16 protein-coding genes are annotated in these 24,369 nt (G+C 42.0%); 7 read left to right on the top strand and 9 right to left on the bottom strand.

Annotated features, from left to right (window positions below):
• Positions 1–39 precede the first annotated feature (39 nt).
• Entirely contained in the window at positions 40–2,457 is a 2,418-nt protein-coding gene (locus VHA02S_RS19550) for a beta-mannosidase (protein ID WP_038898788.1), read from the bottom strand.
• 292 nt (positions 2,458–2,749) lie between these two features.
• Here VHA02S_RS19550 and VHA02S_RS19545 point away from each other — a divergent pair, with 292 nt between their 5' ends.
• Entirely contained in the window at positions 2,750–4,333 is a 1,584-nt protein-coding gene (locus tag VHA02S_RS19545; RefSeq protein ID WP_017188630.1) for a BCCT family transporter, read from the top strand.
• A 102-nt stretch (positions 4,334–4,435) separates the two neighbouring features.
• Here the strand turns inward: VHA02S_RS19545 and VHA02S_RS19540 are convergent, their stop codons facing one another.
• A complete protein-coding gene (locus tag VHA02S_RS19540) occupies positions 4,436–6,037 on the bottom strand; it encodes a long-chain fatty acid--CoA ligase (RefSeq protein WP_017819392.1) in 1,602 nt (533 codons plus the stop codon).
• Positions 6,038–6,341: 304 nt separating this feature from the next.
• On the opposite strand from VHA02S_RS19540, the gene VHA02S_RS19535 reads away from it, so the two are divergent.
• Positions 6,342–7,001 carry an HAD family hydrolase gene (locus VHA02S_RS19535; RefSeq protein WP_038898789.1) on the top strand — a complete coding sequence of 220 codons (660 nt, stop codon included), beginning with the start codon at positions 6,342–6,344 and terminating at the stop codon, positions 6,999–7,001.
• 58 nt (positions 7,002–7,059) lie between these two features.
• Here VHA02S_RS19535 and VHA02S_RS19530 read toward each other — a convergent pair whose 3' ends face one another.
• The 4 genes from VHA02S_RS19530 to VHA02S_RS19515 form a co-directional block, all read right to left on the bottom strand.
• The gene (locus VHA02S_RS19530) at positions 7,060–7,854 is read right to left on the bottom strand and encodes a hypothetical protein (protein ID WP_038898791.1); all 795 of its coding nucleotides are present in this window, start codon (positions 7,852–7,854) and stop codon (positions 7,060–7,062) included.
• Positions 7,854–8,744: a hypothetical protein gene (locus VHA02S_RS19525; protein WP_038898792.1), complete on the bottom strand. Its 891-nt coding sequence runs from the start codon at positions 8,742–8,744 to the stop codon at positions 7,854–7,856. Before VHA02S_RS19525 ends, VHA02S_RS19530 begins: the two co-directional genes overlap by 1 nt.
• Positions 8,745–8,817: 73 nt before the next feature.
• Complete coding sequence (locus VHA02S_RS19520; protein ID WP_227740464.1) at positions 8,818–9,642, bottom strand: DNAase; 825 nt, start codon at positions 9,640–9,642, stop codon at positions 8,818–8,820.
• Between the two features lie 68 nt (positions 9,643–9,710).
• Complete coding sequence (locus VHA02S_RS19515) at positions 9,711–10,544, bottom strand: hypothetical protein (RefSeq protein WP_038898794.1); 834 nt, start codon at positions 10,542–10,544, stop codon at positions 9,711–9,713.
• A gap of 571 nt (positions 10,545–11,115) precedes the next feature.
• Between VHA02S_RS19515 and VHA02S_RS19510 the strand changes: the two genes are divergently transcribed.
• Genes VHA02S_RS19510 through VHA02S_RS19500 form a run of 3 tightly spaced genes read left to right on the top strand, consistent with a single transcriptional unit; the run spans position 11,116 to position 16,185 of the window.
• Positions 11,116–11,772, top strand: coding sequence for a TetR/AcrR family transcriptional regulator (locus tag VHA02S_RS19510; protein ID WP_038898795.1), 657 nt, complete (start codon positions 11,116–11,118; stop codon positions 11,770–11,772).
• The gene (locus VHA02S_RS19505; RefSeq protein WP_038898796.1) at positions 11,759–13,087 is read left to right on the top strand and encodes an efflux RND transporter periplasmic adaptor subunit; all 1,329 of its coding nucleotides are present in this window, start codon (positions 11,759–11,761) and stop codon (positions 13,085–13,087) included. Before VHA02S_RS19510 ends, VHA02S_RS19505 begins: the two co-directional genes overlap by 14 nt.
• Positions 13,084–16,185 (top strand): efflux RND transporter permease subunit, encoded by a 3,102-nt coding sequence (locus VHA02S_RS19500; RefSeq protein ID WP_038898797.1) that lies wholly within the window; start codon positions 13,084–13,086, stop codon positions 16,183–16,185. Before VHA02S_RS19505 ends, VHA02S_RS19500 begins: the two co-directional genes overlap by 4 nt.
• Positions 16,186–16,890: 705 nt before the next feature.
• Here VHA02S_RS19500 and VHA02S_RS19495 read toward each other — a convergent pair.
• The 3 genes from VHA02S_RS19495 to VHA02S_RS19485 form a co-directional block, all read right to left on the bottom strand.
• Positions 16,891–17,157 (bottom strand): hypothetical protein, encoded by a 267-nt coding sequence (locus VHA02S_RS19495; protein WP_005449840.1) that lies wholly within the window; start codon positions 17,155–17,157, stop codon positions 16,891–16,893.
• Between the two features lie 281 nt (positions 17,158–17,438).
• Positions 17,439–20,597, bottom strand: coding sequence for an efflux RND transporter permease subunit (locus VHA02S_RS19490; protein WP_038898798.1), 3,159 nt, complete (start codon positions 20,595–20,597; stop codon positions 17,439–17,441).
• A gap of 13 nt (positions 20,598–20,610) precedes the next feature.
• Positions 20,611–21,768: an efflux RND transporter periplasmic adaptor subunit gene (locus VHA02S_RS19485; protein ID WP_009697217.1), complete on the bottom strand. Its 1,158-nt coding sequence runs from the start codon at positions 21,766–21,768 to the stop codon at positions 20,611–20,613.
• Between the two features lie 582 nt (positions 21,769–22,350).
• Between VHA02S_RS19485 and VHA02S_RS19480 the strand changes: the two genes are divergently transcribed.
• Both VHA02S_RS19480 and VHA02S_RS19475 read left to right on the top strand, forming a co-directional pair.
• Positions 22,351–23,868 carry a phospholipase D family protein gene (locus tag VHA02S_RS19480; RefSeq protein ID WP_038898799.1) on the top strand — a complete coding sequence of 506 codons (1,518 nt, stop codon included), beginning with the start codon at positions 22,351–22,353 and terminating at the stop codon, positions 23,866–23,868.
• Between the two features lie 124 nt (positions 23,869–23,992).
• A partial coding sequence (locus VHA02S_RS19475; RefSeq protein ID WP_155725049.1) for a class I SAM-dependent methyltransferase occupies positions 23,993–24,369 on the top strand: 377 nt, incomplete at its 3' end.

Genomic DNA, 24,369 nt, shown 5'->3' with positions numbered 1-24,369 from the left:
AAAGGGAGCACGGAAGCCCCCTTTCAAAAGTGCTTTCCGTTATTGCATCAAGTGGTAAACACGCAGAGACTCTGCCATTGCCGCCCAATCGTCACCCAAGAATGTTAACGTAACGGGCTGGTTTGCCAATAAAGTGATGCTTGAATCTTCAAAGCGCCCAGCCGTATCACACTCCAAATGAACAAAAAACGCCGCTTTATTTGCCCGTAGGGTCACTTGGTTTGCTTCAATCGTTACTTCAATATTTGCTTTAACCATAGGTAGCGTCTTCAGTTCATGAGTGCTAAACCAGGTATTGTTGATTCGTTCATCACCCACCTGCGCTTCCACATACAAGAACCCTGATTTCAGGTCGCCCAAACCAACTAGGTCAACCTGCTCATCTAAAGACCAAATGACAGTATTGCTATCATTCGTCACCGTTTTCTCTATCTGCCAAGTTTTCTCAATTTCGCCTTGCCAATTAACCCAATGAAGTTGAATATCCGCACTAACTGGTATTTTGGCATCGTTGAGCAGATGCAGACTCAAGTTGCCTGTGTGTTCCGAGAACACGAAATACTGAGGTGCAAAGAAGCGTTTCGCATGGTAATGCAACTGCTTCCAACGACCACTGTATTCGAGGCTAGACCATGAACTCACAGGCCAGTTGTCATTAAGTTGCCAATACAACATGCCACGACATATCGGTGTGATGGCTCGCCAATGGTCACACGCAGTTTTGATAGCCATCGCTTGCTGCACTTGGCTAAGGTACAACATTTGCTCAAAGCCGCTAGGAAAACGGAAATATCGGGTGAACATCTCAGTAATGATGCTGTTACCACGTGGGTTCTTTTGGTGCTGCTCAAAGGTAGGTGACGTAACGTTCCAGTCTTGTTCCGGTACAAACTGTTTTGCTTCCGCAAACGAAGGCCAAGATTGGAAACCAAATTCTGAGCAAAAGCGAGGATTAATGTTTAGGTAGGCATTAAATGATTTTCCTGAATGCCACACATCCCAAAAATGCATGTCACCTTTACTGTCATCATGCCAAGCATCTCCGAAGTCCAGTTCACCATTACAAGGAGAGCTAGGCCAAAAACGACGAGATTCGTCTAACTGTCCGATCACCTGCTCTATCATGCGGTTGAGACGGTCATAGTTCACCGTATATTTCACTTTGTTATGCTTGGATTCGTCATACCAGCCAATAGCTCCAATAACTTCATTGTCGCCACACCATAACGCAATAGATGGGTGTTCTTTTAAGCGTGGAATTTGGAAACGCAGTTCTTGTTCAACTTCTTTTAAGAAGTCATCGCTAGAAGGGTAAAGCGAACAAGCAAACATCATGTCTTGCCAAACTAACAGCCCCAGTTCATCACACAAGTCATAGAAGGTTTCACTCTCATACTGCCCACCACCCCAGACACGAATCATGTTCATGTTGGCATCAACGGCACTTTGTAAAAGCGTTCGGTAGCGGGTTTCGCACTCACGCCCCGGCATGGCATCGATCGGAATCCAGTTCGCCCCCTTAGCATTAATCGGAGTGCCATTAATGATGAATTCCATCGCCGATCCATGTTCATCAGCTTGATTATTTAAGCTCAACTCTCGTAAACCAATCTTACGGACTAGAGTTTGTTCACCAGAAGTGACTGAAATGGAATAGAGGTGCGCTTCACCATAACCTGCCGGCCACCAAAGCTTAGGTTCGCTTACAAGGAACTCACAGTGATAGTGACCACTTCCTTCGGTTTGGAGCACTTGTCGTTCACCATTAAAATTAACAATGATTTCATGACATTGATTGCCAGCCTCTACCTCTATAAGAACGTCAACCAATACACTTCCATCTGTCTGCCATTGCTGGTTTGTGGAGAAGCTTTTTAACCACACGTCCTCGACAACATCGATTTGAATCGGGTCATAGATACCCGAGACCATTAAACAAATACCCCAATCCCATCCCGAATGACATTGAGTTTTGCGAATCAAGTTCATGTGCGGGATCTGGTTGTTCCCCATTGCAGAAGGAATAGGAAACGGCAGTTTCTTTGCTCGCTCTGCGCCTTCTAAATCTACGCGAGCAAACTCAACTCGAATCGTGTTAGTGCCTTGTTTTAAGTAAGGTTTAATATCAAGACGTTGTTGGGCAAACATGTTGCTGCAAGTTAGTACTTGCTCACCATTAATGTAAAACGTCGCTAAAGTATCAACGCGAGTAAGTGTCATCCAAACTTGTTTGGCAAAGAGCACTGCGTCATCCACATCAAACTGACGTGAAATATGCCAATCACACGTTTCAATCCAACGAACTTTCGCTTCGTTATCCGCAAAATAAGGATTAGGGATGAGCTCTGCTTGTAACAACGCAGAAACGTTGTCTCCAGGCAAAGTCATTGGAATATCGATATCTGGGTGCTGTGGTGAAGTTAACTGCCACATTCCATTGAGTTCAACATGAGCCATAGGATAAGACCTTCAATTTTTATTAGAACAGGTTGGCTCAATGTAATCCTGAGATGTCCTTGCAAGAATAAGGGAAATGTCATTTACGTATGAAATGCGGCGCACTTCACGCAAAAGATCTCTACCCCAAAATCAGTAATTTGCTTCAGATTTCCATAATTAATCTGGCTCTACGGTTATATTGGTGTGCTCAACGTGCTAGTATCAGCGGCTTTTTGATCATCCTCACACTTTTCGAGCTATTCGTGTGAGGGAAATGCACGGCTTCCGAGCCCTAAAAAGCGAAGTAATTATGTCAAATATGACGAACGCCGCCTCTCATGCTCCTATTCAGGAGGCAGACTATTCTGCGATTCATCCTCCTTCCCTTCTCAAGCGTCTTGAACTCACTAACCCTGTTTTCTGGTTAAGTGGTAGCTTCCTCACTGTGTTTGTTTTGCTAGCTCTAACGAATACAGACTCTCTGACCGCAATGGTTAATGCAGGCTTTGGCTTTGCAACTCAATACTTCGGTGCCTTCTGGCAAGTATTACTCCTTCTGAATTTCCTTATTGGTTTGGCTATTGCGCTAGGTCGTACGGGTTACGTACGCTTAGGTGGTTTAGCGAGACCAGATATCGATACCTTTAAATGGCTATCAATCGTACTTTGCACCCTACTTGCTGGTGGCGGTGTATTCTGGGCTGCAGCTGAGCCTATTGCTCACTTTGTTTCTGCACCACCTTTATATGGTGAAGCCTCACCAAAAGCCTCTGCAATCAATGCGCTTTCTCAGTCTTTCATGCATTGGGGCTTCCTTGCTTGGGCTATCTTAGGTTGTCTTTCTTCTGTGGTGTTAATGCACCTTCACTACGACAAAGGTTTACCGCTTAAACCACGCACTTTGCTGTACCCTGTGTTTGGCGACAAAGCGATTCACGGTCGAATTGGTGATGTCGCAGACGCGTGCAGCATCATTGCTGTAGCCGCTGGTACTATTGGTCCTATCGGCTTCTTAGGTCTACAAATCAGCTACGCATTGAACTCTCTGTTTGGTTTGCCAGATACCTTCATTACTCAAAGCCTGGTGATTGTCGCTGCGATTCTCATGTACACTTTGTCAGCGCTAAGCGGCGTGAGCAAGGGCATTCAACTTGTTAGCCGTTACAACATTGTGTTGTCTGTAGCATTGATTGGTTACATTCTGTTCTTCGGACCAACTAGCTTTATTGTGGATGGTTACGTACAAGGCATTGGTCGCATGGTTGATAACTTCTTCCCAATGGCGCTTTATCGTGGTGACACAGAATGGTTAAGTTGGTGGACGGTTTTCTTCTGGGGTTGGTTTATTGGTTACGGACCAATGATGGCGATTTTCATTGCTCGTATTTCACGAGGCAGAACCATTCGTCAGTTGATCCTCTCTATCAGCATCGCTGCGCCTTTGATCACCTGCTTCTGGTTCAGCATTGTTGGCGGCAGCGGCTTGGCCTTCGAGCTAGCAAACCCAGGTTTGATTTCATCAGCATTCGAAGGCTTTAACCTTCCCGCAGTTCTACTTGCCATTACCTCTGAATTGCCATTCCCAATGGTGATTTCAGTATTGTTTTTGATCCTGACTACGACTTTTATCGTAACGACTGGTGATTCAATGACTTACACCATTAGTGTCGTGATGACGGGTTCTACCGAGCCAAATGCCGTTATTCGTTCATTTTGGGGCTTGATGATGGGGGTGGTGGCAATCGCACTTATTTCTATGGGCTCAGGTGGTATCTCTGCACTGCAGTCTTTCATCGTCATTACGGCAGTACCCGTGTCTTTTATTCTGCTGCCAAGCATTTGGAAAGCACCAAGCATCGCGAACCACATGGCGAAAGAGCAAGGTTTGATTTAGTACGTTACTGAGTACGCAGCCTTAACTAAATGAAAATCGGCCCCGATAGATAACCTGTGTCGGGGCCGAATATTATGGTTTGGATTCAAAAAGTTTCACTACTTACAGATGAAGTTTACGCAGTTCTTTCTTATCCACTTTACCAACGCTGGTCTTAGCAATCTCGTCCACTATCTTCACTTTAAGTAGTAATGCTTCTCTAGCAAGAATCCCTTTATTGATGAAGTCTTTCGCAAAACCTAACAGTTCCTTTTCTGTGACTTGAGCGTCTTCTTTCAAAGTCACCAAAGCTAACGGCACTTCACCCCACTTGTTGTGCGGCATACCAATCACCGCAACTTCGGAAACACTCTGATGCTGGTGGAGAATGTCTTCAAGCTCTAAAGAACTTACCCACTCACCAGATATCTTAATCATATCTTTTACGCGGTCAGTGATCTTGATAAAGCCTTCGTCATCAATATGCGCCACATCACCTGTGTGCAGGTAACCGCCACGCCATAGTGCTTTAGAGTTTTTGTTGTCTTTGTAGTAGTTAGGCGTTAACCAAGGTGCACGAACAACAATTTCACCAGCGGTTTCGCCATCATGAGGCAGTTTGTTCATATCCTCATCCACAATATACGCTTCTACAAGCGCAACTTTCTTACCTGTCTTCGAGCGATATTCCGCTTGTTGGTCGACATCTAACTCTAATTGCTCAGGCGTCAATTGGACGATAGAAAGAATAGGTCCAGTCTCACTCATGCCGTAACCAGCAAATACGTCGATATCACGTTCTAGAGCTGATTTACATAATGCTTTTGGTAGCGCAGCACCACCAATGACGACTTTCCACCCAGAAAAGTCCATCGCTTTCGACTTTGGAGAGCTCAGAAGTAGATGCAAAATAGTCGGCACACAGTGTGAGAACGTCACCTTCTCTTGCTCAATCAGGTTAAGCAAAACATCTGGAACATACTTACCCGGGTAGACTTGCTTAACACCAAGCATGGTTGCCATATATGGAAGCCCCCAAGCATGGACATGAAACATCGGCGTAATCGGCATGTAGATGTCACCTTGATGCAATCGACCTTGTGAAGCGTTGGTACCGATTGTGCTTAATATACCCATAGTATGAAGAACAAGTTGACGATGCGTGAAGAAAACGCCTTTTGGAAATCCTGTAGTACCCGTGGTGTAGAAAGTTGTCGCCACCGTGTTTTCATCGAAATCAGGGAAATTGTATTCCGTGCTTTCCTGTTCAAGAAGGCGTTCATACTCACACTCTTCATCATCACGTAACACAACGTAGCGAGTGACCGTATCAATGCGCCCTTTGATCTGGTCTAAGATTGGTAGAAACTCTTCATGAATAAGAATGATGTCATCTTCGGCATGATCAATGGTGTAAAGGATCTGTTCTGGAGACAAACGAACGTTAATCATGTGCAGCTTGGCACCAATCATTGGGATAGCAAAGTAACACTCAAGGTAACGGTGGGAGTCGTAATCCATCACAGCAACCGTATCGCCTTTTTTCACGCCCATTTTGGTAAGCGCGTTGGCAAACTGTCTTACACGGTCATGAAACGTTTTGTAGCTATGACGACGGTGATTAGCGTAGACGATTTCTTGCTCTGGGTTGAAAGCAACTGGGGAAAACAGCAAGTTTTTAATTAGTAACTGATAATTGGATGGATCATTTACATACTGGTTCATATCGGGGGTTCTTTTTGTATTTTTCTTAATGTTCGCTTTGCGAGTGAGTCTATTATCGCTCAAAAGCGTGACTGTATTCAGTACACAAGAATAAGATTAGATTCGAAAGTTCTATTGTAGCTCTCTAACGCCAACTCAGAAATGCTTCATCCCTAATCATTGAAACTAAGTTTTGTGATAGTCCGGAGAAAGTGCAACGAAACCGTCACAGTTTGTCGTTAGCATACCTCACACACTCATAAGCCTCGCTCTGTACTGAGCGACAAGTTACATCGTCCTCAACCCAACCAGTGAGAACCGAACTATGTCCAAACCTTTGTATGTATTTGATATGGATGAGACCTTAATCAACGCTGATTGTGCAATGATTTGGAATGAGTTTTTGGTGGAGAAAGGCATCGCAACTGAGCCTAACTTTATTGAGGAAGATCTTCGCCTAATGAGCTTGTACGCAGAAGGGAAAATGGAGATGGAAGATTACCTAGCGTTTTCCATGAAGCCAATAGAAAACATGCCGATTAAAGAAGTCAACGCCTTGGTTGAAGAGTGCGTTGAAAAGCATATTCTGGCTAGACAGTACCCTCAAGCCAAAACGCTCATTGAGCAACTGTCTGGTGATGATATTGATATGGTCATCATCTCAGCAAGTGTCACTTTTTTAGTGACAGCTGTTGGACGACATCTGGGTATTCCGACTGCTCTTGGAATTGACTTGGTGGTGGCTGATAACCGCTATACCGCAGAAATCGATGGAATCCCAAGTTACCGAGAAGGCAAAGTTACCCGATTAAAACAGTGGTTGGCGACGCAGGCAAAGTCCTATTCGGAAATCCACTTCTATACTGATTCAATCAACGACTTGCCACTGTGTGAATACGCAAATTACGTCTACCTTGTGAATCCATGCCCTCGCTTAAAAGTGCACGCTGATAGACCGAATTGGACCTTGTTGAATTGGGGTTAGTGGTTCAACACTAACTGCTAATAGGTAGATAAAAAATCATGCTCTGATGAAACCTAGCCTACTTCAGCAAGTGCTCAGAAGAGCCTTCTTCAATATATTTAGAAACATGTAATGAAGACACTATAATCTCTTCTGCCTGTTTCGAATTTTCGAAGCAGACACCCATATATTTATCATTCCATCCATCATGGTGGACTTCCAAATTAATATATCCATATTCATTGAGGATATAGAAATACTGATTCTTTAGATTTGATTCTGAACGAACCTCTTCATACATTATATAATTATCCCTAAAAACAAATTCAGGATTTTTTATTAAAACTTCTTGAATTCGTTTATTTATAAGGCTTTCCTTAAGTCTCAAATCACCAATAATGTAATTTTCGTTGAAATGTTTATTAATTAGCTTAATTTTAAATTTATTATACCCTCTTCCTGTTTCATGATCATATTCCTCTGCGTTATAGAATGTTTCATATCTTTGTTCAATATCTCTTTTTATACAATCCATGTCTATTTCTTTTTTATGTTTAAAAAGAAAAGGGATCAATTGAATTTTAACGGTCAATTTACCATAGTAACTATAATTCATAGGATATGGAATTAACGTATGGTAAAACCAATCTAAACGTGATATTTCAATAATATCGTTATGATATTTAGTTTTTGAATTATTAAGATAGTATTCAAAATCCACTTCTGGCAAATTACCACTTAGACTACTTTCGTTAAACCCTTCAGGAACAGTCAAGTCACAAATTAAACTACCAAACCGATAGAGTCTTTGTTGCGTTTGAGCAAGCTTAGCTCCTGCCCGAAACTTAAGATTAAAAAATGAAGAAATGTACATCAGTGCTTTCCTATTTTCGCATATTTTCCTACCACCCTCGCCTTTTGCTTTGCACTGTTCTCTCGCAACTGTTCCTCAGCAGAATTTAAACAAGAGTCAATATAATTAGACAATTCCAATCGTTCTAACATTTCTTTTTCGAATTTTGCATCGGCATTACTCACCCAATTTAACAATTTTTTATTTGTATAACTAGAGTCTAATTTATACCAAAACTCTACACTAAGATAAAATCCACCACTAATTATTATGTTATATACTCGCTTTAGATCATATTTATAATAAACGTTTCCTTCTTCATATTTAACACATCGATGATTACCTATATTTACCTCTTTACATTTAATAGGTGGATACCCCAAAAAGAAACTATGTATAAGATATTTTTCTTTTTTCTTTATTTTATCTTCATCGTCAGGATTAACTCCCCAACGCTGATCTGCAATTATTCTGGCATCATTCATTAAGTCTGTATGATAACCACGCATAGAATCACTGCATGGATTAGGATCATGATAATAGTCGTTATATTCTCTTTCTATAAAATTTGATAATTCATTTTCAGTTTCAATAGTGGCATTTGATTTTTTAATTCTTAAATTAATATACAGTTTACCTAAAGTGTTCACAGGAAAAATATAATTTGTTACTATCTTCCTGAAAGAATAACCAACATAGAATAGATTGACATATTTCTGGTGTATATACTCAGTAGATTTAATATTAAAGTCTTCAAAAAGAAAGCTATCTTCGTAATGACGCTTTTCCAATGTATCTTTCGGGAATTCAAATTTAATCAAGTAATCGTCGACTCTAAAAATATCGATGGACATTTCAGATAAGTCAAGCTTCCCTTTGAAACCATCTAGGAGCAATTTAAATATTTTCAAATTTCCATCCTATTTAATCCAATAATTAATTTACATAAAATTCACTGATAAAAATATGATATTTAGCTAATGTTTAAGCTTTAATGTTATAAACCATTGAGGAATCAATACAATTTGAAATTTCCAATCGTTCTAACACTTCTTTTTCAAATGTTTCGTCAGCTCTTTCAATCCATTTCAAAAACTTTTTCTTAGGATAGCCATATTGAGTTACATACCAAAACTCAATACTTAAGCAGAATCCATCTTTAATGATTAAATTATATACTCGACTGAACTCCCCTTTATACTTTAAACTTCCTTCCAAATACTTAGAAAACGTATATTTACCTATTTTTTCATTTTCACACTTTATTGGTGGATAGCTATAGTAAAAACTATCGATAAGATATTTTTCTTTTTCCAATATCATTTCTTCACGCTCTGGGTTTTCTCCCCATTGACGATTTGCTCTTTCAGTAAAATCTCTCATTGACTCTGTATGCTCTCCACGCGTAGAGTCTGAACATGGATTCGGATCATGATAATATTCCAAATATTCATTTTCTAAGTAGCTTGAGAGCTGATTACTTGTTTTTATATTTCTGTCTATCGACTTTATTTTTATTTTAATAAAAAGATCTCCTTGCTTATTAACCGGGGCAATAGGATTAAAAATCACTCGACTAAAAAGAAAGTTTACAGAAGCCAATTCAATTATTTTTTCATGACCTTCATGAAACGAATTATCATCAAACTTGTCTAGATCAACTACATCATCATATATTGAATATTCATACATATTGTCTGGACATAAGAATAAAACAATGAAATCATCAACTTTAAATATATGATGAAACAAACTAGAAAACTCTGGCTTTTCTTTGAAACCATCTTTTAACTGTTCTAAAAATTTCAATTTTATACTCATTTATCAAAAACACTTTTTTAAAAATTCAACTCTATAAAATATAATCATTCAAAACATTATTCAATCCTCCAATTCTTGCCTAGATATGAATCGATAAAAGGTGATATTTCTAATCGTTTCAGCACTTCTTTTTCAAATGTTTCGTCAGCTCTTTCAATCCATTTCAAAAATTTTTTCTTAGGATAGCCATATTGAGTTGCGTACCAAAACTCAATACGTAGACAGAACCCATCTCTGATGATTACATTATATACTCGACTAAACTCCCCTTTATACTTTAAACTTCCTTCCAAATACTTAGAAAACGTATATTTGCCTATTTTTACATTTTTACACTTTATTGGGGGATAGCCGCGGTAAAAGCCATCGATAAGGTATTGTCTTTTTTCTGATATCATTTCTTCAGATTCTGGGTATTCTCCCCATTGACGATTAGCTCTTTTTATAAATTTTTTCATTAACTCCGTATGATATCCACGTTTAGAATCCGAACTTGGATTTGGGTCATGATAAAAATCAAAATACTCTTTTTCTAAATAATCTGATAGTTGTTCTGTTGTTTTCACATGACTATCTATTGATTTTATTCCTAACCTAACGAAAAGATCACCTTGTTTATTTACAGGTGCTATAGGGTTAAAAATAACTCTACTAAAAGAAAAATTAACATAAGCCAGCTTAATTATACTATCATGATCTCCGTTAACTGAATTGATATTAAAATTCTTTAGTTCAATCTTGTTCTCGTATACTGCACCTTCAAATATGTTATCTGGGCATTCAAATAAAATAACGAGATCATCAACCTGAAACGCATGATAAAACAAATTAGAAAATTCTGGCTTTCCTCTAAAACCATCTTTTAATTGATCTAAAAATTTTAGTTTCATACTCATTTTATAATAAATACTCGTTGTAAAATGTCAGTCATATAAAAGAAAACTAATCAAAATAACTGAATGACTACAATTAATTTTATCCATATTTTCAACTAAATATGAATCGATGAAAGACGATATTTTCAATCGTTTCAACATTTCTCACTTACTAGGACACGTTAAATCTGATTATAGAAAGACCACACGAACGAAGGGTCGGTAGAGACTCTTTGATGATTACTAATTTTTCCGCGCTTAGTTAGTGTTTTATGTATCATCTTCATCTCACACAATAAGCATCATTAACGCAGCATGGTAATTGAAAACAGATTCAGTTCGAGATGGTTATGAAGAGGAAATACTGATTTTTCGATTGACTAGAGAATTATATCTTATTGAGAAACATATCGTTTTCATTGATGTTAGCTTACTCATAATGCGAGTCGTACTGCTCCTCTCGTTGCTCGAAGTCGCCTTCATCACAAATTAATCAATTGATTAAATAGCGATGAATTTTTCGTATGTCGTATGACGAATCGCCGTCTTATAATTAATCAAATGTTTAATATTTTGAGAGGCGACGGTGACAAAAGCTCAAAGAAAGGCAGGAAGACCCACAGACCAAATTGATGCTCGTGAAAAGTTAATACTCCACGCACGCGAGCTCTTCACCATCATGGCCTACGACAAAGTATCCACTCGTTTGGTCGCACAAAAGGCTGGAGTGAATGTCGCGATGATTCGTTACTACTTTGGAAATAAGGAAGGGCTATTTGAAACGATGCTGCGCGAGACACTGTCACCCATGCAGAAGCAATTGCAAGCTCTCGTATCAGACAGCAGTGAGCAAAATTTTCTCGACTTAATGCGTACCTATTACCGAGAAATGATCAAAGTGCCGCAGTTTCCTCGCTTAATAGCTCAAGTCATGCACATGCCTCCTTCCGAAACTCAACGAAAGTTACTTGAAAAAGTATTTGCCGACATCAGCCAACCAATGCAAGGGGTTATCTTCGATAAGTTGGTCGACAGTGGTGTTCTGCGAAAGGGAGCTGACCCGCAACTTTGTCGTGTCTCTTATATCAGCTTAATGGTTTTCCCTTTTATGGCACCACCAGCGCTGCTCGCCATACACGGTATTGAACTCTCAGAAGCATTCTTGAACCGATTGTTCGAACACAACATACAACTGATGAAACATGGACTCTTAGACTCGGGCAACCAATATGAAAATGAATAAAAAACTGCTGTTCTTTCCTGCCCTTGCTACCGGGATCGTCATTCTGCTTTTGGCAATTAACCTCAAACCAGATTTGCCAGTAAAACCTGCGGGGGATCGCGCAAGGTTAGTCGAAACTGTTCCTCTTGAACTGAAAGCCATTGCTCCTATCGCTATTGGGTTCGGAAAAATTACACCCAAAATTGAGTGGAAGGCTATCGCCGAAGTCACTGGAAAAGTAGTTTATCGCCACCCACAATTGGAAAAAGGGCAAGTACTACAAGCAGGAACGGAGATCTTAAGGATCGATCCACTCGATTACGAATTAAAACTGGTTCAAGCTCAAGCCGACCTTAAGTCTGCACAAACCTCTCTGGCTAAGCTAAACCAAGAAGAAGCGAACTTAAAAAGCACACTAAAAATTGAAGCGAATCGTTTAGTGATCGCCAACAAGGAACTTGCTCGTAAACAAAACCTACGCAAGAAAGGCTTAACATCACAATCTGATGTGGATCAACAAGAGCAAAGTGCGCTTTCTCAGCGTAAGTTGGTGCTTGATATTGAAAATCAGATAGGTTTGATGCCAGATGAGAAGCGTGTCGCTGAGGCGTTAGTTAAGGTCAACGCTTCCAAAGTGGATGAGGCGAAACGTTCACTTGATAAAACCATCATCACGCTCCCATATGATCTGCGCATTGCTCAGGTGGATATCGAACAAAATCAAGTAGTGAACCTTCAACAAACTATGGTCACAGGGCATGGCATTGATGTGATGGAAGTTGAAGCCCAGCTATCGATACATGATATGCAAACCCTTGCTTCAAGCATTGGTGAGTTTGTACGTGATGAGTCTGGTATCCCACAACCTGATATGAATGCTATCCACGCCATTATTGAGCTTAATAGCGGCAACCTATCTGCGTCTTGGTCTGCTAAAGTCGCGCGTATCAGTGAGACGGTGGATCCAAGCCAAGCCACCGCTGGGGTGATATTGGAGATTGAGCAAGACTATCGAGCATTGAAACCAACGTCTGTACCACCTCTCGTGAACGGTATGTTTGTACGTGCATTGATTGAAGGACAACAGAATCCAAGCTGGGTTATTCCTGAACGCGCGCTCCATGGAGACAAGATCTACCTGATGGGTGAAGATAACCGCCTTCAAATCGTGACTGTTGAGGTACTCTATCGACGCGACAACCAAGTCGTTGTCGAAGGAGCCTTGGAACAAGGTCAAAAGTTGATCATTAATGACCTGTTGCCTGCTATCAACGGCATGTTGTTGAAGGAAACATCAGAGCAGAGCCAAACGGTGACTGAGGGGTCCGACTCATGATCCGATTCTTTGCAAAACACCCAACCGCAGCCAATTTGTTGATGTTGACGTTGCTTATCTTGGGTATTTCTTCCCTCTCTGGCATCAAGCGAGAAACCTTTCCGGAATTCGATCCCCCTTATATTCTTGCTGGCGTGGTTTATCCAGGAGCATCCCCTCAAGAAGTGGAAGAGAGTATCTGTGTTCGTATGGAAGACGCCGTAGATGGACTCGCTAATATTGAAGAAACTCAGTGTGAAGCTATTGAAGGGTCAGCTCGTCTCATCTTAAAGTTAAATGAGGACGCCGATATCGGTCGCATGCTCGTTGACGTTCAAACTCAAATTAACTCGATCAATGACTTCCCACAAGAAATTGAGTCGCCCGTAGTTCAAGAACTGGACTGGAACGAGCCTGTCGTTGATGTGGCAATCACTGCAGATACGACTTGGCCGGAATTAAAAGGGTATGCCGAACAACTTAAACGCACACTAAAACTCGATTACGGCGTGTCTTTGGTCGATGTGGCAGGCTTCTCGGATCATCAATACAGGGTAGAGCTTGATACACAAGCGATTCGACAATTAGGTCTGAGTGTGGGTGATATTGCGGAGCAAATTGGTCGTCAAAACGTTAAGTTACCAAGTGGTAATGTTGAAACACCAGACAAAAATTTCCTGATTCGTTTTGACGAACGCCGCGTTACGCCAGAAGAACTAGAAACTATTGTTGTTGGCTCAGGTCCGAATGGCTCAATCATTCGCTTAAAAGACATCGCTACGATTACAGATCGCTTTGAATTAGATGAGCAGAAAGTACTCTTCGATGGTCACCCTTCTGCCCTTCTAAAGATCAGTAAAAACAAAGAAGACGATGCTCTCAGAATCAAAGAACGTGTCGCTCAATTTGTGGAAGAACAGCAAGCCATTGCGCCAGACGGAGTCATGCTACAAATGACCAATGATCTCTCGTCAGTGCTTTGGGATCGTCTTACTATGATGGTCAAAAATGGCTGGCAAGGTATCATTTTGGTCTTCGCTACGATGTGGTTGTTTTTTAGCTTTCGCTATTCATTTTGGGTTGCCGCCGGTTTACCTGTTGCATTTTTAGGTGGCTTGTTTTTGATGGCACAGCTTGGACTATCCATCAACATTATGTCCTTAGTCGGCTTGCTAATGGCGATCGGTATCATGATGGATGACGCAATCGTTATAGCAGAGTCCATTGCCGCTCACCTTGACCGAGGCGAAGAGATTGATGACGCCGTTATCAAAGGCGTTAAGAAAGTTTTACCGGGTGTAATTTCTTCCTTCTTAACCACCGTTTGCATCTTTGGTAGCCTGCTGTTTCTACAAGGTGAAATGGGTGCAGTGCTAAAGGCGGTTCCGCAAGTACTTATCTTGGTATTAAGCTTGAGCTTAGTGGAAGCATTTTTGATTCTACCCAACCACTTATCTCATTCACTGCATAAACAAAAACAGGAAAAGACCACACCAAAGTTCAAACAAAAGCTACTGGCATCTTTTGAGAACTTCCGTAATACCACGCTGGTTAATGCCGTAGATAAAGTGGTTGAGTATCGCTACGCTTTCATGGGCAGTGTCATTACTTTGCTGCTGATTTCTGCCGCAACGTTAATTGGCGGTTTGCTTAAGTTCCAGCCCTTCCCTGAGCTAGACGGTGATATTGCCGAAGCTCGTATCATTCTTCCTCCTGGGTCTTCGCTATCCCAAACAGAGGCAGTGGTAGATAAGATCGTCGCATCAGCGCAAAAGCTCGATAAAGAATGGACTGAAAAAGTTGAAGGCGGTAATCCGCTCGTACTACACATAACCAGTCAATTCAACGCGAATGCCGATGCCAACGAATCAGGTCCCCATATCGCAACAGTTAGATTGGACTTGTTAGGGGCAGAAAGCCGCAACACTCTCATTGATGACTTTATCGCAGCATGGCGTGAAGATATTGGAGAACTCGCAGACCCCATCTCTCTGGTATTCAAACAGCCCACGATGGGACCGGGTGGTCGAGCGATAGAAATTCGTGCAAAACATGATGATCTTGATGCATTGAAAGCGGCTTCGATTGATATTCAACAGTATCTTAATCAATTTGACGGTGTTCATGGCGTGCTTGATGACATGCGCATGGGTAAAGAGGAAGTTCTGGTTAAATTGCGTCCCGGCGCAGAAGCTTATGGCATCAATGGTCAGCTTGTTGCAAACCAACTGCGTGCGGCATTTTTTGGTCAAACCGCTGACGAAATCCAAGTCGGCGTTGAGAATATTTCGATAGAAGTTCGACTAGATAAAACGCAAGCAGGCGACTTACAGCAGTTGGCGAACTTTCCGATTATCTTGCCAGACGGTAGCCAAATTCCGCTCGCGACCATTGCAACATTGAATTTCCAGCGCAACTACGTACGCATCCAACGTATTGATGGATTGCGCACGGTGAGCGTATTTGGTGATACCGACAACACCAAGGCAAACTCAACCGCTATCATTCGCCAATTCCAACAAGATGAAGCGCCAAAATTGATGCAGAAGTACCCTGGGTTACGTTTCGACTTTGAAGGTGAAGCTAAAGACACCGCCGAGACCGGAGCCTCTATGGGCAAAGGCTTCTTGCTTGGGTTATTTGGCGTGTTTGCCATCCTAAGTTACCAATTCCGCAGTTACTTGGAACCGTTTGTAGTCATGCTCGCGATCCCACTTGCTTTTATCGGGGTAGTATGGGGGCATATTGTGCTTGGGCATTCCTTAAGTATGCCGAGCATGATGGGCTTTGTCTCATTGGCTGGTATCGTAGTAAACGACTCAATCCTGCTAGTACAGTACATACGCCATCATGTAGATGAAGGTGACAATGTTCATGATTCTGTCGTTAAAGCGAGTAGAGAACGTTTCCGTGCCGTATTCCTAACCTCGATGACAACCGCTGCAGGTTTGCTACCGTTGCTAACGGAAACCAGTTTGCAAGCCCAAGTTATCCAACCTCTGGTTATCTCTATCGTGTTTGGTATTTTCGCCTCGACGTTGTTGGTACTGTTTATGATTCCTGCCGCTTATGCCATTTTGGCTGACTTCGGTCTAGTTCATAAGCACGAAGAGATCTAAAACAATCCGATAAGTTTCCTTATCAAAACAAACAAGAGCGGCTTAGGTCGCTCTTTTTGTTTTCAGTGAAAAACGTTAAAAGCCACACAAACACGTAACAATTAAAAGGTTATTATGAGGCATTAAGTGCAAATATGAACAATTGAGAATGCGATATGTTGACTTTTATATAACTAATTCAAATGACAGGTACCGTGTTTATGATAAGTTTTATTATCAAAAACGACATTTAGCACAGTAAAAACACACACAGACAACACATTCACAATTTGAACTAACGATAATGAAATCATTGATTGAAGAATTAACATTTTAACAATGATTACAACAATGTTAACTTTAGCCCCGTTGGTCGCACTGGTGGTAAGCCTCTCACCAAGCCTATTGTCAGTATGATATGGACGTTCGACCATCTCCAAAATGAATAGACACCCAAATTGGTGCCCTTTTTTCGCCCGCGAAGGTATTCTTCGCGGGCTTTTTTCTTTCTAACTATTTCAACTCACTACTGTTGTCTATCATGTCGCCAGATATATCGTTCGTTTTCACTAACTCGTAAACACAAAAAAAGCCAACCTAGTTAAATAGATTGGCAAACAGAGCAACAAGATTGACGCCGATAATTCATCACGTCGCCCTTGTATCGGATGTACTTTGGTTAATCACGCTTCCTTGTGACTAACACGGAATCTTTAACGTCAGAGCTTAAGATTTGGTTGCCTCTATCTTCTGGCACTTGATCTTTACCAACTGCGCTTGTTGTTCTTTGATGTGTTTAACAATGCGCTCATCACGTTCATCAATGGCGTCCATGTTCATTTGTTGGATGTCCGCAACTGCCTCATGCTTCATTGTTGTAAATTCTTGACGTAGATCTGCACTCCACTCATCTTTGTCTAGAGTGTTAGCAGTAGCGATTGGTGATGACATTACAGCAATAAGACCTAGAGTAGATAGAAATACGCTTTGCATAATAAGCTCCTTAGGGATTAGCAGTTCATTGGGTTGCATCCTATACATTGCACATAGAATGCCAACTTTTTAAACCTTTAATATCAATAACTTAAAATAAACATCATTTTTCTACCATCTGCTCGGTGGCGAATTTCACACACTCAGTGTTAAATTAACCAAGAAAATTTATGAATATTTAACCATTCACTCAATTTATAGCATAGGAAGTTCATTTCAGTTCGCTTAAGGTACAAAAAAAGCAGCCCGAAGACTGCTTTGTAATTTCGTTCTAGGTGAAACTAGCTTTGCATACTTTCTCTACCAGTTGTATTCGCTGACGGCTTCTTGAACTTACTCATCACACGCCCGAAAAAGCGTTTGATTGCTCGGAAGATGTTTTTAATGTCTTCAAGCATCAGGTACAAACAAGGCACCAAAATCAAGGTAAGTACAGTAGCAAACAGCACTGCGAAACCAAGGGCTACTGCCATAGGGATAACGAATCGAGCCTGCAAGCTGGTTTCAAACATGATGGGTAAAACACCAGCAAACGTCGTGATCGATGTCAGCGTGATCGCTCGGAAACGTGCACACCCAGCCTCGACGACTGCTTGCTTGATGCTCATGCCTTTTTCACGCACCTGGTTGACGTAATCTGTCATCACCAAGGAATCATTGATAACCACACCCGCTGCCGCGATCAAACCAAACGTCGACATCATGCTGATGTCCATATCCAGCCAGAAGTGTCCCCAAATCGCACCTGTTAAGCTAAACGGAATCACCGACATGACGATCAGCGGTTGGGTATAGCTCTTCAACGGCACAGCCAGCAAGATGTATACGATGATCATGCCTGCAATGAAGAACATGATTTGCTCGTTACGCTGCGCAGCTTGCTCTTCAATATCACCGCCCAATTCCGTTTTCACACTCGGGAAAGCTTGCTTCATGTCCGGTAAGATGTTGTCGTCAATTACCTTCACAACTTCTTGAGGTTCAACCAACTCTTCATCAATAGAACCATAAACGTAAACGGTTTGGTAACCACCTTCTCGTCGAATGCTACTCACACCCGGTTGTTCGTTGATCTTAACCACATCACCCAGCATGACCTTTTTCCCTGCTGGCGTCGTGATCACTGCATAGCGTAAAGAAGAAAACGCTTCACGAGTCAATTGCGGGTAACGCACCATGACTTTGATTTCTTCACCATCACGAATGATGCGTTGCGCTTCACCACCATAGAAACTGCCACCAACTTGTTCTGCAATCATCGTCAGATCCAAACCAAGGTCGTAAGCAACTGGAGCAAGTGATAGTAGAACTTCTTTGCTACCGGAATCGATAGACGAAGATACGTCATACAAACCTTCTTCTTGCTGCAGTCGACCAATCAAGTAACGACCAGCTTCATTCAGCTCGTTAATATCCGAACCAAACAATAAGTAACCAAACTCATCACGATCACCACCGCCTGCACTTTGCTCACGGATCTTAAAGCTCTTCATTCCCGGAATCACAGGCATAGCTTCACGCCAACGACGCGCAAGCTCAAAGGTATTAAATGGACGTAATTCTTCATCGACAAGTGGCACAAGAATGCGACCTTCAGTACGACTGCGGTTGTAAGACAGCACGTCACGAATCATACCTTGACCGTATTCATCGATGATCTGATCTTCGATTTCTTGCATCACACCTTCAATGGTTTTTAGCGCATTAATGGTTTGCTCACTCGATACCGTGTCATTCATTTCAATCGTAATCGCAGGATAATCCGTTGGTACCTTTGGATTCGGAATCACACGCACATAGTTAGAACTCACCAAGGCTGCACTAATAAGAAGCAAGCCACAGAAGAAGGCAAATACAGTCCAGCGCCAATGCGTACAAGCTTTAACAAAACTACGGTAAGGACCATTCACAAAACCAAAGAAACGCTTGTTAAAGCTATCACGCCATCCATCTGGTTTGATTGGTTTGAAGTTCGTATGCGCCAAGTGAGCCGGAAGAATCAACTTAGATTCAATCAAACTAAAGGTAAGACACAGGATCACAACACCAGCAATGCCATAAAAGAAAGCACTATCAATACCACTAGAAAGCAGGAAAGGTGCAAATACCGCAATCGTAGTCAACACACCAAAGGTAGCTGGGGTAGCAACACGTTTAACGCCAGTGACAACATTTTCGACACCACCGCCCTTCTCTTCGATTTCACTATAAGCACTTTCCCCAGTCACGATAGCGTCATCGACAACGATACCGAGTACCATAATAAAGGCAAATAAAGAAACGATATTTACAGTGATACCAAGCATGGGCATCATCATCACTGCGCCTAAGAAACACACTGGCAGCCCTAACATTACCCACATCGCCAAGCGGAAACGCAAGAACACGCTCAGCATGATCGCTACAAGCGCCGCACCTTGAAGCAAGTTTTTCAGCATCATATCGAGACGACCATTGAGGTAATAGGTCATATCAACCAGTACTTTTAACTGAATATCGCTAGGTAACGTTTTGTTCTTTGCTTCAATATAGTTACGAACAGACTCTGCAACAGGAATGATGTTTTGGTCGCGCGTGGCTTGAACCGCCATGTAAATTGCATTTTGACCTGAATATTCAAAGTAACGATCTTCTTCTGTGAAGCCATCTTTGATGGTTGCAATGTCTTGCAGTAACACCTTGGCGCCATTTGCGCCGAGTTTAACGGGGATATTTCGAAATTCATCGCCATGGTAATACTGGTTCTCAATACGAACCGCAATCATACCTGCGTTGGTTTTCACCTCACCTGCGGAGAAGTTAGCAGAATAGCGACGAATCGCATTACTCACGTCATTCAGTGTTAGATCATACTTACGCAAAACAAGTGGGTCGACTTCAATCGCAATCTCTTCCTCTGGCGCACTGAGATCCACTAACATAACGTTTTGTAGTTGCAGAAGCTCATCTTCGACTTGTTTAGCAATAGGTTTGAGCTCTTCAAGAGGTCGGTCCCCGACTAACCCCATCTCAATAACTTCTTGTCGCCACTCCACTTGATAAACGTTAATCGGCTCCATGCCCGCAGGCAAATTGGATAAGGTGTCCACTCTTTGCTTTACATCGTTCAACACACGTTTGATGTCCGCGTTCACATCCACTTCAATCGACACATGCGCACTGCCTCGGGATGCGCGTGCGACCGTCTTTTTGATGCCGGTGACGTCTTTAATCGACTCTTCCACTTTCACCAAAATACTCTCTTCAATTTCTTGTGGAGAAGCACCTGGATAAGCAGCACGAATATTGATGTAGTTAACCTCAACATTCGGGAACATTTGGCGTTGAATGAATAAGAAACTCACGATGCCCATTACGATGATGAACACCATCATTAAGTTTGCAGCGACAGAGTTATTGGCAAAATAGGCAATAATGCCTTTTTGTTGATTCTCTTCCATGATTGACTCCTACTTACTGTACGACGGTTTCGGAGTCGTCATTCTTTTTTGCGACTTGGACTGCCATGCCTTTTTGCGGGTACTCAGGCAAAGTCAGAACAAGCATGTCTGATTGCTCTAAGCCTTCCCCAACAAGCAAAAACTCACCTTCTGCACGAAGCACGTTTACTGTTCTTGGTTGCAGTTCATTTTCACCATTCACTACCCAAACCGTTCGGTTTTTCACTAACTCTTGTGGTAAGCGATAAATGTGCTTTAGTTCTTTACCTGTGAAACTCACTTCGACATACGAGCCAAACTTAATCGGTGGCTGCTTGTTATCTAAGCCATAAGGATCTTTCACCTGAATGACCATGTTGATCATACGTGTCGCGCTGTCGATCATTCCTAAATCTCGAACGACCTTACCTTCTCTCGTTGTTGAAAGAATACCTTGTTGGGTCACCGTTGCTCGCAGTTCTTTTAAGGAGTCAGGGAGGAACGCACTGTCAAAGCCTGCGATCGGAACATGGATCTCTGCCACTTCAATGTTATTTAACGTAGCCACGCGAGAACCAGAAGAAACAAATTGACCGACACCGATGTCGCGTTCAACAACGAGAGCATCGTAAGGTGCTACCACTTTGCAGTTTTCTAGGTCACGCTTTGCTCGTTTCAGGGCTGCTTGCGCTGACTTCACTTGCGCTTGAGCACTTAACACCTGTGGTTTGCGTAAATAGAGGTCTGTAATTTGTTTATCGCTTAACTTCTTCGCTTGACGTTTCGCTACCTCAGCTTTTGCTTGCTCTTCAATTAGAGCTGCACGAGCGCTTGCTAAACCGGCTTCAGCTTGGAGTACTGCCGCTTCGTAATTATCACTTTCAATCGTGAATAGCACTTCACCACGTTTAACGATGCCACCAGTGACAAAGTTTGGATGCCAACTCACGACCTCACCGCTGACTTGTGCAGCGAGGTGGGTTTTCTCAAAAGGGACCATCTCACCATGACTGGTGATTACGACTTTATGATCGGTTGGAAAAAGTGAAGAAGTTTGTACTGTAGGTTCAGTAACGGTGTCTTTGGTTGACTCTTTTTCTGGTGCGGTCGCAGCGATAGCGGCATAGCCCGCATAAGCCCCCCCCATCACGACGAAGGGTAAAAGCCAACGTAATACTGGTTTTGCTAACATCAAAAATCCTTTTTTATTTTTGTATTCTCCTATTCATCCCCATCAGGCATTCGCCTTAAGACCACGTTAAAAATCCGAGATTTTGTAACTGGACCTTACACTCCCCGCGGACAAACAGTGAGATATTTGCATCTGAAATAGACAACTTTATAAAAGAGCCGTGCTTCCGCTGTTTTTGTGACTATCGATCACAAAAGAACTATCCATGGCAAGTTAATAAAATTAACAAAAACTTAACCACTTTCGCAAGTTACGGCCTCTCACACTCACCGTTTATACGCAATAGGTGTGCCAATCGTTTACTTTTTAAATATCAATAAGTTAAATTAATCTAGCTATTTTTTGTAGTTCAGTGTTGGTAATTACCACCAGATATTAGTGATATTAACCATTTACCAACAAAACATAAGTTAAAAACATGATATTGTCCGCCTGAATAATATTCCATTTTCATGCATTAAATGTGGTTTCGCGCTCTTTGCCTTGAATGTGAAAACTGCGACTTAACCTAACCCGCTCGCATTACCAGTTACCAACGCTTGATATATAATCAAAAGGTTATGATAAACAAGGAAGTGTGCATTGCGACGTTCTCTCTCAAAAGCCCTCTTGGGCTCTATGCTCTTACTGGTCTCAGCGTGTTCATCCATTCAACCCAGAGATCCAAGTGAGAAATCCACCAGCTTTCAATTTGGCTATCAAAATGATTCTGCTTTGGCTGATTTTTTTGAAAGCTACGACAAAGATCCAGACTCTGATACCGGTTTTTATCCACTAAACCAAGGCAATGACGCACTTCTTGCTCGAATAGCTCTGATTGAATCCGCCGAGAAAAGTTTGGATTTGCAGTACTACATTTACCGTAGCGACGAAACTAGCCAACTGATGACATGGCGATTGTATGAAGCCGCTCAACGCGGTGTACGTGTTCGCCTATTGCTGGATGACATGCAAAAACGCAATGATGAAGGTATGGCGCAACTGAATGCTCACCCTAACATCGAAATTCGTTTGTTCAATCCTCATCAATACCGAGACGCGCGCGTATTTGCTCTTGCGAGTGACTTTGACCGCCTTAATCGTCGTATGCACAACAAGTCACTAATATCAGATAGTGTCTCCGCGATTGTTGGTGGCAGAAACATTGGTAATGAATACTTCTCTTTTGAATCTAATGTCGAATTCGGCGATTTCGATGTCATGCTTTATGGCGAGGCTGTGACACAAACCGCGGATCAATTCGACCTTTACTGGAACAGCTTGTATGCGATTCCAATGGAATGGATTGTGCCTGAATCAGAAAGAGTTGCCGATGATGCCATTCAAACTCAAGTTAAGAGCTTGAAATTAGAAGAAAAGTTCTCTACTGGTCCCTATAATTTTAAAGAACTCGATCTTTACGAAGAACTGCAACAGGGCAAGTTGAATTTATACTGGGGACAAGGTGAAGTTTGGTTCGACTTGCCCGATAAGATTGCAACTCAAGAAAGCCAACTTGTTGCCAACCTCAGTGAACTGTTAGCAAACGTAGATAACTCTTTTGTACTGATATCCCCGTACTTTGTGCCAACAAAATCTGGGACAAAAGCACTGACGGACGCGGCAAAGCGAGGTATCGACATCACAATAGTCACAAACAGCTTGGCATCGAACGATGTGTTTGCCGTTCATGGTTGGTATGCGAAATACCGAGAAGACTTGGTTAAAGCTGGGATCAAGCTTTGGGAAGTGAAAGCCAGCGCAAAAATCAAAAGTAAATGGAGTCTCACGGGCAGTAGCAGAGCAAGTTTGCATGCCAAAGCCATGATGATCGATGGTAAAACTCTGTTTGTTGGTTCCATGAATTGGGATCCACGTTCCGCTGAACTCAATACCGAAATGGCAGTCGTCATCGAACAACCTGAATACGTGCAAAAATCCTTAGCGCAGTTGCCCAAACAGCTCAGAGAAAATGCCTATAAAATCGTAATCAAAGATGGCGACATAGCGTGGGTTGATATGGAGACTGGTGAAGAATTCGATTCTGAGCCAGAAGCCAGTGTATGGAGAAAAATGGGCGCTTGGTTCTCGGGCATACTTCCAATTGAAGATCAGCTATAACTCTCGTTACGCGCCTGCTAAACACCAGAAACCAGAGAGAATAGCCCACCGCTCAGAACATAAGGGAGTCGTGTTCTATTGAAACGTAATACGACAAAAATAGAAGAGTGAGAAAGGAATCACGATGTCAGTAAAATGGAACGAATATTATCAAAAGGTCGCGCAGCAGCCGCACCGTCCCAACGTCGAGCGCGCAGCGAATTTACTTACTCTCGATAATAAAACCGCTATAGATGCGGGATGTGGAACTGGAAGAGACTCTCAGTATCTTCTTAGTCGAGGCTACACCGTTCATGCTTTCGATGCGCATCAAGACGCCGTCGAAACCTGCTTAACTCGCTTTGAAGGCAACCCTCACTATTCCATATCCCATTCTTGTTTTAGTGATTTTACGTATCCTGCTTGCAGTTTATTTATCGCCAGCGCTAGTTTGTTCTTTTGCCCTAGCGAACACTTCGCCAAGGTCTGGCAAAAAATCAACAAAGCATTAGGGTCTGTTGA

It is taken from the genome of Vibrio harveyi NBRC 15634 = ATCC 14126 = KCTC 12724 (genome assembly GCF_001591145.1).
GTDB lineage: Bacteria > Pseudomonadota > Gammaproteobacteria > Enterobacterales > Vibrionaceae > Vibrio > Vibrio harveyi.
Note: the sequence above shows the minus strand (reverse complement) of the source record. Positions and strands in the feature narration are given on the sequence as shown.